Genomic DNA, 13,246 nt, shown 5'->3' with positions numbered 1-13,246 from the left:
GAATAAAGGTTGCGCAAAAAACGTGCGCTTACGCCAGCGGTTCAAACTGCGGGCAGGCGTATGGGGAAACGGCCAGGACAAACTTTTAGCTATTCGATGTAGGAGGCAGAAAAGATGAGATCAAACGGGCGAAACGTTGACGAATTGCGTCACGTGAAGATAACGACCCAAGTAAATAAATATGCCGAGGGCTCTGTACTTATAGAGATGGGCGATACCAAGGTGATCTGTACAGCGACAGTGGAAGAGAAGGTTCCGCCCTTTCTGAAGGGGCAAGGCAAAGGCTGGGTAACCGCAGAGTATTCCATGCTCCCACGGGCTACCCAGACTCGTAACCAGCGGGAAGCCGCTCGGGGCAAGCTGACGGGCCGGACGATGGAGATCCAGCGGCTGATTGGCCGGGCACTGCGTTCCGTTGTGAATCTGCAGGCTTTAGGCGAGCGGAGCATCACCCTGGACTGTGATGTAATTCAGGCGGACGGGGGAACCCGGACCGCTTCGATCACAGGTGCTTTTGTAGCCATGGTGTTCGCCATCAACAAGCTGGCACACGACCGCAAATTGAGTCAATTCCCAGTCACAGATTACCTCGCAGCCATCAGTGTCGGAGTTGTGGGTGATAAAGCTCTGCTTGACTTGAACTATGAAGAGGATTCCAAAGCGAAAGTCGATATGAATGTCGTTATGACAGGCGCTGGTGCATTTGTGGAACTGCAAGGCACTGGTGAAGACAGACCCTTCACACGTCAGGAGCTGGATCAGCTGTTAGGACTTGGCGAGAAGGGGGTTTACGAGCTGATTGCCGCACAGAAAGAAGTTCTGGGCGAGGTCGCTCTGAAAATCCAATCGGGTCAGCCAGGTCAGGAGGTCTAGTATGAGCTCCGCAGGTGATATTCTTATTGTAGCTACGAAGAACAAAGGGAAACTGCGAGAATTCCAGCATGCCTTTGAGCCTCTGGGACTGACAGTCAAGAGCATGTATGATTATCCTGAGCTGCCTGATGTGGTAGAGGATGGCGAGACTTTTGCTGCGAATGCGTTCAAGAAGTCGAAGGCAGTGGGTGATGCCCTCGGGCTGCCTGTGCTTGCCGATGATTCAGGACTATGCGTAGATGCGCTTGATGGCAGACCAGGCGTCTATTCTGCCCGTTATGCCGGTGAAGGCGCCACAGATTCGGACAATAACTTGAAGCTGCTCGGCGAACTGGAAGGGTTGAAGCAGGGGGAGGACACTGACCAACCGCTCTTGAGCACAGCCCGGTTCGTGTGCACCTTGTCGCTCTATGATCCGTCCACGGGACAGGAGCTCACGGCAGAAGGATCAGTGGACGGCTGGATTACTTCTGAGCCTTCCGGGGCTGGGGGCTTTGGCTATGATCCGCTGTTCTACCTGCCAGGGTATGAGAAGACGATGGCGGAACTGACTCTGACCGAGAAGCAGGGTATTAGCCACCGGGGCGCAGCACTTCGGGCGCTGACCGAGAAGCTCGCGGCGCAAGGCGGCGTGCGGCCATAAAGGCTGATCGCTTCGTGTCAGCGTAAGCCAGACGATAGCAGGATTTTCAGCCTCCCCTTTTAGCGGGAGCTACGGGTACATAAATAAGCTTGCAGGACAAGGTTTGGACCTTGGTTCTGCAAGCTTATTTTGCTTTATGAAAATCTTCAGTAATAAAGCGCATTTTAGAACGCCACGTTGATTCGAAAATGACGTCCTCGTCTTAATAAGGTCCGTTTTGTCGTCTAATACAAGAAAATGCACCCTTTGAGTTTCTTTTGAACCTCCTTTGAATCATTCATACACAAAAGGTTAGCTCTTCAGGTAAGACATGTGCTAAAAGATCAATTTCGCTCGATAGGGCACGGGAATAACGGGAGTAGTTCCTGTTATTTTGGCTAAGGTCTTCTCTTTTTTAATAAATAACTGGAAAAACTCCCGTTAATTTCTTCTGATTTACGCGTTTTACGGATAAAAGAGGTTTTTAACGGGAGAAAATCCAGTTATTTGCGATAAATAAGATAAACGAAAGCATTTAACGGTATATTTTCCTGCTATCCAATCGTCAAAATCACTTTATGCTCAAACGCGGGCTTAGACCAATGCTTAGGCGAAGTGTGAAGTGTGGACTCCCAAATGTGGACTCTGGTCACTGTGACTCGCCTATCCCCCGGGTTCAACCGTCTCTTGCTCGCCAGACTTAGGAATGCCCGGCTACAGATGTTTGACTCAGATGCGCCAATTACCCAAGCCACACTAAGCCACTTTAAGCTACACAATCTACTCCAAGCCACACTAAGCCATTTCAAGCTACTCAATCTACTCGACTGAAGCCTGCTAGAGCAGCTTCCAAAGTGCAGGGGTAGTAGCAGGCTCCCAGCCTGTTAGGGAGGTGTGGGGCTGGAGACAGGCATACGTCTTGCCGCTGTAGCTGACGGTATCGCCTGCTTTGTAGGCAATCCCTACTGCCCAGGCTGTGCCAGCCGGTGAAGGCGTCGGTGTCGGCGTAGTCGCTGGTGTCGGTGTCACCGTTGCAGTTGGTGCAGCTGTCGGTGAAGGGGTTGCAGTGGCAGCAGGTGTAGCTGTCGGCGTTCCGCAAGCACTAATGAATTTCCAGACGCCATCCGGACCGCTGAGATCAGGACGGTCGCCCTGAGTCCACCATTTCGCTTCATACAGCGAGCCGTTGTAGGATGCACGCTGGCCTTGCGTGTAGATTGAGGATGCATTCCAGGCTGCAGCCGTACACGACCCCGGCGTTGGAGTAGCGCTAGGTGTTGGCGTTGCGGTTGGTGCTGGCGTCGGTGTTGGTGTTGATGTTGGTGTTGATGTTGGTGTAGCTGTCGGTGTGGCTGAAGGTGTCACTGTTGCTGTAGCCGATGGTGTTGCTGTCGGAGCAGTAGTTGGTTTAGCTGTCGGCGTAGGTGACGGTGTAGGTGTTGTTGACGCAGAAGGCGTCGGTGTCGGCGTGACACCTCCGTACAGTTTGTCATACTCCTGCTGGGATGAGCTTCCGTTAAGCGTGACCCGTTGCGGACCGCCGGAAAAATTCAGCTTCATCATCCCTGGAATGTCCAGGGTTGTTCCATTCGCGAGAGTCTGGCTGGCCGTACCGGTAATACGGTAGCGGTTGAAGTCCCAGGCTGTAGCGATTTGCTCCACAGTGCCTGCTCCCCAGGCGGAAGTCAGGGTGGTAGTGGTAGGCAAATCGAATTCCAGCTTCCAGCCGCCCGGAATATCGGCGCCGGTGTTGTTTGTAATTTTCAGAGAGTAGGTATAGTTCGGATGGTCATAGGCTCCGCTGAAGTTGATGCTGAAGTTCTTCGGTGCTGGAAGCTGCGGCTTGGGAGGTCCGCCGGGCAGTGTAGCATTTTTGAGCTGATTATAGGCGTAATCGGTTAGTGATGTGCCGTACGTGTAGGTGCCGTCCGCTTGTTGGGAGTAGTCGCCGGTCAGCTCCCAGAACATCATGCCGCCGAGGCCCTTTTGCTTGATGTAATCGAGCTTGTAGCCAAGAGATTCCTGGTCTTCATAGGTCAAGAATATTTTCTTATCTGCATTGAAGAGGTAAGGGGTTTTAGTTACAGGATCGAAGTAGCGCTTGTTCGCCGGGTCCTTGAGCAGATTGAGGATGTGCCAGATCGGATTTGCTCCGGCAGGCTGCTCCGGCGCTGGATCATTCCAAATCCCATAATCGCCGTCCGCGCCGCCTCCGGTGGTCGGTGCCGTGCCGTAGAGGCCGGTGTTGTTGATACCGCCGCTTACATTCTTCCAGCCTCTTGAATAATAGGGAACGCCAATCACGATTTTCTCCGGGGGCAGAGTGCCCAGGTAGTAGCGGACGGCCCAATCGGTGTTCAGGACGGGCGTCCCCAGAGCGGTGGTCTCCGTATCCCGGGAGTCCGGGTACAGGGCGGAATGCGGTCCGACATAACCGTTCCACGCTCCGTGAAAATCATAGGTCATGAGATTGGCCCAATCCAGATATTGATTAGCCTCTCCCAGCTTCATACCGCCGAGAATCCAGGAGGAAGCTGTGGCAGCGACAGTGAGATCATACTTTTGGTTGTCCTGTGCGCCAGCTTGATCCAGCTTCTCCCGCAGCGTCTTCATAAGCAAAACGTAGTTGTTATAATTCACGCCGCGCAGCGGCTCCGCTGCCCCAAAATCATTAGGGTTTCCGGACTGTGCCGTTCCAGACGGATACTCCCAGTCGATATCCACGCCGTTGAATTGGTAGGTGCGCAGGAAGCTGATAACACTGTTCGCGAACGTTTCCCGTCCGGCTTCTGAATTGGCCATGTTGTAGAATCCACCGGAGCCTGCCCAGCCACCAACCGATATCAGGGTGCGGACATCCGGATAGAGCTGCTTGAATTTGATAAGCTGGTTGAAATGACCTTTAAACGGAAGAGTGGTCAATTGTCCGGGGTAATCCTTCTCAATGGCCGCTGTGCGGTCCATGAGTTCAATTGTATTCTGAGCGCTCACCTGGGCGAAGGCATAATTAATATGAGTGATTTTGCTCCACGGAATTTTATCAACAGTGTAAAAGCCTTTGTTCGCCTGGTCTCCCCATTCCGGGAAATAGGCGACAATCTTGCGGGGATGATCTGGAGCAGGCGGGACTGCGGCAGCATTCGCTCCCTCAGCCTGGGCAACGCTTTGTGATCCGGCACCAGCACCCGCATACAGCGGAATAAGCAGAATCAGGCTCAGCATAGCGGCGAGAAAACGGGCGGGGAACGGATGCCTTGAACGTGCATTTGTTTTCATCGGGCATTCCTCCTTTGAACTCGATCGTGTACTAAGATTAGTTCAGTTTCCACAGGGCCGGTGTATTAGCTGGCTCCCAGCTTACAATGGAAGTGTGGGGCTGGAGGCAAGTATAGGATTTGCCGCTATAGCTGACCACATCACCGACTTTGTACGCTACACCTGCCGCCCAGGCGGAACCGCCCGGCGATACTGTTGGGCTTGGTGTAGCTGTCGGAGCTACTGTTGCGGTTGGCGTCGGCGTTGGTGTAGGTGTTGGAGCCACCGTTGCTGTCGGCGTTGGCGCTACAGTGGCTGTTGGGCTAGCTGTCGGAGCGCCGCATGCGCTGATGAATTTCCATACACCATCAGGGCCGCTAAGATCGGGACGGTCACCTTGGGTCCACCATTTGGCCTCATAGAGCGATCCGTTGTAGGATGCACGCTGACCCTGGGTATAAATGGCTGTGGCACTCCAGGCTGCAGCGCATTGTCCCGGTGTAGTAGTCGGCGTAGGTGTTACAGTTGGTGTAGCCGTAGGTGTTACCGTTGCTGTCGGTGTTGCGGTGGCAGTTGGTGTTGCTGTTGGGGAAGGGGTTGGTGTTGTGGACGGTGTCGCTGTTGGCGAAGGGGTCGGCACGACGCCTCCGGCCAGATCCGCGATAAGTTTGTTCTGCAGTGTTTTGTTACGGTCGCCGCTGACCTCCCAGAACATGGCGCCGGCTAGACCCTTGGATTTCAGGTAACTGGTTTTGTAGCTGAAGGACTCCACATCGTCATAGGTGATGAAGATTCGGGTTGAAGGGTTATAGAGATAAGGGATCTTGGCGGTATTATTCCAATATCGGGTGTAGCCGTTCTTGTTAATATAGTTAGCTTCAAGGTCATAGAAATCGTAGCTTCCGTTCTCCCAAGTGCCTGTACCGGAAATGCCGGCCGATACCTGATATTGTCCATTGCCTGCACTCGGTGCTCCGCCATAGCCACGACCATAGAAGGGCATACCCATTACGAGTTTGCTGGCGGGCACGCCACTTGCCAAATGAGATGTAATTGCCTTGTCGATATTATAATTCTGCGGATCGGTAAGTCCGGACGCGCCTGCTGCCGGATCGTAGTACAGCGGAGCATTATGACCGGTGGTTGGATTCCAGCTGCCGTTAAAATCGTAGGTCATAATGTTGATCCAGTCGACCACAGAGGCGATGCCAGCCATATCATTATTAGCTACATAAGACGGACCTGCGCCGGAGGCAATGGTCAGCAGATAGGTCTTGCCGTCTGCTTGCCCGGCAGCGTTCAGCTTCTCCCGTATTTTTTGCAGGAGCAGTACATAGTTCTCTCTGTCTGCAGGACGAACACTATTGCCAGCCAGACCGCCGCTCACCGGGTATTCCCAGTCGAGATCGACGCCGTCCATCTTGTATTTGCGAATGAAATCAACAGCGGAGTTAGCAAATACCTCACGGGTTGCCGCCGATGCTGCTACGTCCGAGAAGCGGTTCGACCAGGTCCAGCCGCCAACGGAAATGAGGGTTTTGAGGTTCGGATTGCGCTCTTTCAGCTTCCAGAGCTGCTTCAGGTTGCCCTTGATGGGATCATCCCATTTGTCATCCCCGAAGCTCTTTCCGGCATCAATCCAAGGATCGCCGAGAACAATCGTGCCGTTTGGAACATTTATAGTTTGAGCTTGCTCATTTTGACAGGTCCAGGTTACGGGATTCGGGCCGGTAGGGTCGGAATTGCCATGAATGCCATTCCAACAGATATCAGCGAACGCGTAGTTAATTACATTCATCTTGGTAGGGTCGATATCCGATACGTTATAATTGCGTGCATAGGCAGCCCACGAAGGATAATAACCAACTAGCTTGTAATCCTGTGCCGCATTGGCGGTTTTGATGTTTGCACCCAAAGCGGAGAAGAGGGTAACCAGAAGTGCTGCGACCATTCCGATGGCAAAGGTTTTGCGTGAGCTTTTTTTCTTGAATATCATTGACGAACTACCTCCCTGGTTCATGTTTGGATCGAAACCCGTACAGCAAGAAGTTCTGGCGCTCACCCCCATCGTTTTAAAAGATTCACCTTCACCCTGTTGATTTCTATCATTTAATAGGCTAATAAAATGTAGAAAGAGCCGCAAAATGATAGAGTAACCCAAATTCGCATTAATTGTAAGCGCTTCTTTTAATGCTGCGTACTTAATGTTAATTTTCCTAACTTCTGGAATGTGACGCGTCCTGTAGGGGTTGGGATAATGCTAAGAAAGACTGGAAGGGATAGGGAAAGTTGAATTAGAAGGATGATTTACATATGAAGCGGTGAAGGTAATTTCTATTTTCGGTTAAGTTTTGTTAATATGCTAGGGATAAAATTACATAATAGAGGGATAAAATTTTCAAATATATAGACTAATTCTCATAAAAACCCTTTTATTTTCTTTATGCAATAGTCATTTTTAGTAGTTCATGGTATGTTAGTTGCCCTTGTATGTTAATTAGTGTGCATCGATGTATACCTATTCTCACTTCAAAAGGGGATTGAAGGAATCTATTAGTCTATTTGTTTTGGATTTGTTGGTTTTTGGGCCTAAACCATCTTTTTCAGATGAAAGTGCAGATCGACACATATCCCCCGAGACAAAGAAATATATATCATATGTATGCCTTAGCGACTTTTTTTTCAAAGGATGCAACGCGCTGCCAATTTTTTCGTTATAGTAGTATATAGGGAAGGTGGTGGTACCCCATGGTCATTTGGGCTATCTGGTTTATTGTGGCCGGTCTCCTGCTCGTTGTAGAAATGATGACGCTTACGTTTTATCTGCTTTGGCTATGCATTGGTGCTGTAGTCGCAGGTCTGGTCTCACTTATCGTGCCGGATGCTATTCTGCTTCAGGTTGTGCTTGGCTCGCTGGTTGCCATTGGTTTGACTGTGTTCTCCAAGCCGATTGTGGCTAGGTTTCGCAGTTCCAGAGGATTCAAGGATACAGGGACGGATATTGTCGGAAGACAGGGTATTGTTGTCGAGCCGATTGAACCGGGGCGTTATGGCCAGGTCAAGGTTGGCGGGGATACCTGGAGTGCATCCTCGTCACAGGTGCTGGATAAAGATGAAGTTGTCAGGATCATTGGAAGAAGCAGTACCATTATTGAAGTAGAACGATAGGGGGCATGTAATGATGGAATGGGTCATTATTGGAGTTGTACTTTTTGTTGTGATTGTATTTGTAGCTTTGACGGTCAAAATTGTACCACAGCAGCGGGTGGGGGTTGTCGAGCGTCTCGGTAAATTTCACCGTCTGTTAAAACCGGGTCTGAACATCCTTATTCCAGTTATTGATCAGGTACGCACATATCATGATTTGCGGATTCAACAGGCCAATGTGCCGCCACAGACAGTGATTACGAAGGATAACGTGCAGGTGCAGATCGACACCATCATTTTCTATCAAGTTGTTGGACCAGAAGAAGCCACTTACGGCATTTCCGATTACGTCTATGGGGTGCGCAACATTTCCACGGCAACCATGCGGCAGATTATCGGTAAGCTGGAGCTGGATGAGACCTTGTCTGGCCGGGAAAAAATCTCTACCGAGATCCGGATTGCCCTTGATGAGGCGACGGAGAAATGGGGCGTGCGGATTGAGCGCGTCGAGGTTATTGACATTAAGCCACCGGTTGATATCCAGGAAGCCATGGATAAGCAAATGAAGGCGGAACGCAGCAAGCGGGCGATCGTATTGGAAGCCGAAGCTGCCAAACAGGACATGATCCTGCGCGCGGAAGGCGACAAGCAGAGTAAGATCCTGAAGGCGGAAGGGGATAAAGAAGCTCGCATTCGCGAAGCGGAAGGTTTGCGTCAGGCGCAGGAATTGGAAGCACTCGGTGAAGCGAAGGCGATTCAAGCTGTAGCGGAAGCGGAAAAGGTTCGGATTGAGCTCCTCCGTACTGCCGGTCTGGATGAGAATGTATTGGCGTATCGCTCCTTCGAGGCTCTGACTGAAATCGCTAAGGGACCGGCGAACAAAGTGTTCCTGCCTTCTAGCACAGTAGAGACCCTGGGTAGTCTTGGGGCGATTGCTGAAGTATTCAAGGCCAGTAAGGACGGAAAGTAAGCAGATAATAGACAAAGGCTCCTTATTCCGTTAAAGTGGAAGCGAAACCGGGCAAATGAACCGGTTAAATTTCCCAAACGAGTAAGGAGAGAAGACAGTTGACACAAAGAGAAATTTCCCCGTTAGTGGAGGCGCTGGGTTTGCAGCCCCATGTCGAAGGCGGCTGGTACAAAAGGCTTTGGGTATCTTCTTTTGAAATTCCGCAGAACACGCTTGGTGAGGCTTATTCCGGCCCGCGAGGTTCGGCCTCTTCCATTTATTTTTTGCTCCATGGTGATGAAAGCTCTGATTGGCATACCGTGCTGTCTGATGAGGTTTGGCTTTGGCATTCCGGCAGTCCGATCGTCTTGAGTATTGGCGGAACCGGCGATAAGCCGGAAGACGTACAGGAAGTGATTTTGGGTACGGATATCGCAGCCGGCCAACAGCCGCAGGCGATTGTTCCGGCAGGGGCATGGCAAGCGGCCCGCACTCTTGGCGATGAGCCAGCGCTGGTGTCGTGCATTGTTTCACCAGAGTTCCATTTTGATGATTTCAAGCTGATTGAAGAGTAGGAGAGAGGCGCGGGCAGCGATTGCCCGCGTTTTTTTGTCTGTTTTTTTCTTGGAGGACAATCTGCTATACTTATCTTTGGTTAGTACCAGATTCTGGAACCTGTTTTAAGGTTAAGTATGGTGAAACGAACAATACACGTTTGGAGGGTGAAGCAATGAGTACATTGAACGGACCGTTCACGGGTGGACCCACATTAAATGACGGAGCGACCATGCCGTGGCTCGGGATCGGTGTCTGGCAGACCAAGGATGGCGACGAGGTAGTTCATGCGGTGAAATCAGCGCTAGAGGTAGGCTACCGTAGCATTGATACCGCGGCGGCGTACAAGAATGAAGAAGGTGTCGGACGAGGCATACGGGAAAGTGGAGTGTCGCGCGAAGAACTGTTCATCACCACCAAATTGTGGAACGGCCATCAAGGCTATGAGTCTGCGCTTCAGGCGTTCGAGGATAGCCGGCGCAAGCTGGGACTTGAGGTCATTGATCTGTATCTCATTCATTGGCCGGTTGCAGGGAAGTACCGCGAGTCATGGAAAGCGCTAATCCATCTGCAAAAAGAGGGCTTGGTCAAATCCATCGGCGTGAGTAATTTCCAAATTCATCACCTCAAGGACATTATAGAAGATACCGGGGTTGTGCCTGCCGTCAACCAGGTTGAATTCCACCCGCTGCTGACCCAGCGCGAATTGCTGAAGTATAGCCGCGAGCAGGGGATTCAACTGGAAGCCTGGAGTCCGCTGATGCAGGGGAACCTGGATCTTCCGCTGATTCAGGAACTGGCGGCGAAATACGGCAAAACGCCTGCACAGATTGTGCTGCGTTGGGATATTCAACAGGGCGTAATCACTATTCCGAAATCCGTTCATGCCAACCGTATTCAGGAAAATGCAGGCATCTTTGACTTCACGCTCAGTGATGAGGATGTCAAGGCGCTGGAAGAGCTAAACCAGGACAGCCGGTTTGGGCCGGACCCGGATAATTTTAATTTTTAAAACGCCCTAGCTTCGTAAAGGCATTCAATAGCTTGAATATCGTAAAATAGCAGGCTCCCAACACGGGAACCTGCTATTTTTGCTAGGATATCGACATGTGCAATTAACGGATAGCTACGTTATATGTGCGGAGCCAGAGATCTACCTGTGACAGGTAGGCGAATAGCTGTGGACCGGACATCAATTGCCCGAACCAAGGCAGATTGGTAGAGGATTCCGGCGAAGCGGCAATCTCACGGATTTTAGCAGCATCAATCAAAGGAAGCAGCGGGGACGAGGCGTCATCGAGTATATTCAGCATCCGCTGGCGCACGGCATCGAGATAAGCCGGATTATGTGTTTTGGGATAGGGACTTTTCTTGCGGTAGAGCACATCATCCGGGAGGACGCCTTCCAGTGCTTTGCGCAGAATGCCTTTTTCCCGGTTGCCGACAGTTTTGATCTCCCAAGGAATATTCCAGACATACTGCACGAGCCGGTGGTCGCAATAAGGTACGCGAACCTCCAGACCCACGCCCATACTCATCCGGTCTTTGCGGTCGAGCAGGGTAGGCATGAAGCGGGTGATGTTCAGGTAAGACATAACCCGCATTTGCGCTTGCTTGCCGGTTTCCCCGGTTAAGACAGGGACTTCGGCGACCGCGTCGCTGTACCGGTCTCCCAGATATTCCAGTGGCCGAATCCATTCGCCGATTTCCGGAGACAATAATCCGGCCCGCATCTTCGGAGCTACGGACCAAGGGAAGGTGCCGGAAGAGAGCATCTCTTCCCGGTGAAACCAAGGATAGCCGCCGAAGATTTCGTCAGCCGCTTCACCCGAAATGGCCACGGTTGCCTGCTTCTTGATCTCACGGCAGAACAAATAGAGGGAAGAATCCACATCCGTCATTCCTGGCAGATCGCGAGAGTATAAGGAATTATCAAGCGCTTCGACCAGCTCGGGGGTATCAAAATTGATGTAGTGGTGGTTCGTGTTCAACTCTTCCGCCATCCGCTTGATCCAGGGACCGTCAGCACCGGGCTGGAAGGTATGGCTCTTGAAATGCTTGTCGTTGTCGACATAATCGACAGAGAAGGTGTTGATTTGCCCCTGACCGGTACGGTTGTAGTAGTTGACGGCCAGCGCAGATAAGGCGCTTGAATCCAGTCCTCCGGACAGGAGGGAGCAGACCGGTACGTCGGAAACGAGTTGGCGCTCTAGCGTATCCTGCAGCAACTCGCGCACCTTGGCGGCAGTTTCGTTCTCATTATCTGTGTGTTCGAAGCTTTCCAGTTTCCAATAGGCATAATTGCGCAGTCCTTCCCGGCTGTAGATCATAGCGTGGCCAGGGCGAAGTTCGAACATATCCTTGTAGACCCCTTGCCCGGGAGTGCGGGCAGGGCCGATGATGAAGATTTCTGCCAGACCCTCAGGGCCCACGACGGGCTGCACTTTGGGATGCTGGAGCAGCGCTTTGGGCTCGGAGCCGAAGACAAAGACATCATCCACCTGACTGTAGAAAAGCGGCTTAACGCCAAGGCGATCACGTGCGAAGAACACCTGCTCCCGCCGGCCATCCCATATGGCAAAAGCGAAGATGCCGTTCAGCTTCTCTACAGAATCCGGTCCCCATTCAATATAGGAATGGAGGAGAACCTCGGTATCGCACTCTGTGCGGAATTGATGACCGCGCACGAGCAGTTCTTTTTTCAGCTCGGGTGCATTATAGAGTTCTCCGTTATAAACAATTGCATATGGATGGTCCTCATGGCGGGTAATCATCGGCTGTGCGCCGTTCTCTGGATCAATTACGCTAAGTCTGCGATGTCCAAAAGCGACAGGTCCTGAAATCCAGGTGCCTGCTGCATCCGGCCCGCGGTTAGCTAATGTATCAGTCATTTTGACCAGTAGTCCCGAGTGCTGCGTAAGATCATCGCGCCACTGGATAAATCCGGTTATTCCGCACATGATGTTTCATCCTCTCTTTTGTGCGATTGTTGTCCTTTCTTTTTTGCCAAGTAATACAGATATATGCCGAAGCAAGGAATAAAATGTATGTCCTTATCCGAACACTAGAGAAGAGGGAAATTTGCCGGGAAGGATGGATGACAAGTGTATTATATTAAAGATGCCAAAATTCGCAGAATGACGGAATATGACGGTGCGCCATGCGCAGAGGTAGGGGTATTGCCAGGGGCTGCTGAGGATTCCGGGCTGCTTGTATATATCGTGGAGGACGAGCGCGAGGACGGGTACGAAATTGTGCGTATTGTGACGAATGATGCCAGCACTGCTACGGATTGGTTCGACAATAACCTGCACGATGCCTTTGTGGATGTGACTTCAAGTGCCTTTGCCGGCAGCATTGTTATGAGCCCTGAGGAGGAACGATCCAAGTTCCAGCGAGAGCTGTTGATTTTTGGGGATTTGAAGAAGCAGCTGGAGGATCATTTTCGGGGACTCTCCTAAAAAAAGAAAGCCCGGTTTCGCTTTGTCAAAGACCCGCTTAAGGCGGGTCTTTGTGCATGGTGATCTCGTGAGAGCGCCCGGAAGAAGGTGTTGATTAGATGAGAAAATGAAAAAAATATGCGTTTTCCATTGTTATGCCTTGAAAAAAAAGCTGAATAAGGTATAATAGATAACGTTGCGTTAATACATAGTCATGTCCCGGTAGCTCAGCTGGATAGAGCATGCGCCTTCTAAGCGCACGGTCGGGGGTTCGAATCCCTTCCGGGACGTCATGAAAAAGCCTTCCATATGGAAGGCTTTTTCTGTGTTATATTCCAATGCCCTATCAAGTGGAATTGATCTTTTCGGCGCATGACGTTGAAGTCATTTTCCGAATGGCGTTGT

The 13,246-nt window shown here is 51.3% G+C and carries 10 protein-coding genes and 1 tRNA gene; 8 read left to right on the top strand and 3 right to left on the bottom strand.

The features are described 5' to 3' along the window. Positions 1–114 precede the first annotated feature (114 nt). On the top strand, positions 115–873 hold the full coding sequence (gene rph, locus ACFRAM_RS25075) for a ribonuclease PH (RefSeq protein WP_066376752.1): 759 nt from the start codon (positions 115–117) through the stop codon (positions 871–873). A gap of 1 nt (position 874) precedes the next feature. Next, on the top strand, positions 875–1,516 hold the full coding sequence (locus tag ACFRAM_RS25070; RefSeq protein ID WP_379469239.1) for an XTP/dITP diphosphatase: 642 nt from the start codon (positions 875–877) through the stop codon (positions 1,514–1,516). Positions 1,517–2,332: 816 nt separating this feature from the next. Here ACFRAM_RS25070 and ACFRAM_RS25065 read toward each other — a convergent pair. Continuing rightward, positions 2,333–4,771: a glycosyl hydrolase family 18 protein gene (locus ACFRAM_RS25065; RefSeq protein ID WP_379469237.1), complete on the bottom strand. Its 2,439-nt coding sequence runs from the start codon at positions 4,769–4,771 to the stop codon at positions 2,333–2,335. A 37-nt stretch (positions 4,772–4,808) separates the two neighbouring features. Then, a complete protein-coding gene (locus ACFRAM_RS25060; RefSeq protein ID WP_379469235.1) occupies positions 4,809–6,746 on the bottom strand; it encodes a glycosyl hydrolase family 18 protein in 1,938 nt (645 codons plus the stop codon). 752 nt (positions 6,747–7,498) lie between these two features. Here ACFRAM_RS25060 and ACFRAM_RS25055 point away from each other — a divergent pair. The 4 genes from ACFRAM_RS25055 to ACFRAM_RS25040 all read left to right on the top strand — a co-directional run bounded on the left by ACFRAM_RS25055 (position 7,499) and on the right by ACFRAM_RS25040 (position 10,413). Further along, complete coding sequence (locus ACFRAM_RS25055; RefSeq protein ID WP_379469233.1) at positions 7,499–7,918, top strand: NfeD family protein; 420 nt, start codon at positions 7,499–7,501, stop codon at positions 7,916–7,918. A gap of 13 nt (positions 7,919–7,931) precedes the next feature. Continuing rightward, the gene (locus ACFRAM_RS25050) at positions 7,932–8,867 is read left to right on the top strand and encodes an SPFH domain-containing protein (protein ID WP_175370971.1); all 936 of its coding nucleotides are present in this window, start codon (positions 7,932–7,934) and stop codon (positions 8,865–8,867) included. Between the two features lie 98 nt (positions 8,868–8,965). Next, positions 8,966–9,421, top strand: coding sequence for a cupin domain-containing protein (locus tag ACFRAM_RS25045; RefSeq protein WP_175370972.1), 456 nt, complete (start codon positions 8,966–8,968; stop codon positions 9,419–9,421). A 155-nt stretch (positions 9,422–9,576) separates the two neighbouring features. Then, complete coding sequence (locus tag ACFRAM_RS25040; protein ID WP_379469231.1) at positions 9,577–10,413, top strand: aldo/keto reductase; 837 nt, start codon at positions 9,577–9,579, stop codon at positions 10,411–10,413. A 103-nt stretch (positions 10,414–10,516) separates the two neighbouring features. Here ACFRAM_RS25040 and asnB read toward each other — a convergent pair whose 3' ends face one another. Continuing rightward, a complete protein-coding gene (gene asnB / locus ACFRAM_RS25035; RefSeq protein WP_379469229.1) occupies positions 10,517–12,361 on the bottom strand; it encodes an asparagine synthase (glutamine-hydrolyzing) in 1,845 nt (614 codons plus the stop codon). Between the two features lie 144 nt (positions 12,362–12,505). Here asnB and ACFRAM_RS25030 point away from each other — a divergent pair, with 144 nt between their 5' ends. Then, entirely contained in the window at positions 12,506–12,862 is a 357-nt protein-coding gene (locus ACFRAM_RS25030) for a hypothetical protein (protein WP_379469227.1), read from the top strand. Positions 12,863–13,057: 195 nt separating this feature from the next. Next, positions 13,058–13,131, top strand: a tRNA-Arg gene (locus ACFRAM_RS25025). Positions 13,132–13,246 lie beyond the last annotated feature (115 nt).

Origin of the sequence: Paenibacillus sp. NPDC056722 (assembly GCF_042790635.1) — a bacterium.
GTDB lineage: Bacteria > Bacillota > Bacilli > Paenibacillales > Paenibacillaceae > Paenibacillus_AQ > Paenibacillus_AQ agri.
Note: the sequence above shows the minus strand (reverse complement) of the source record. Positions and strands in the feature narration are given on the sequence as shown.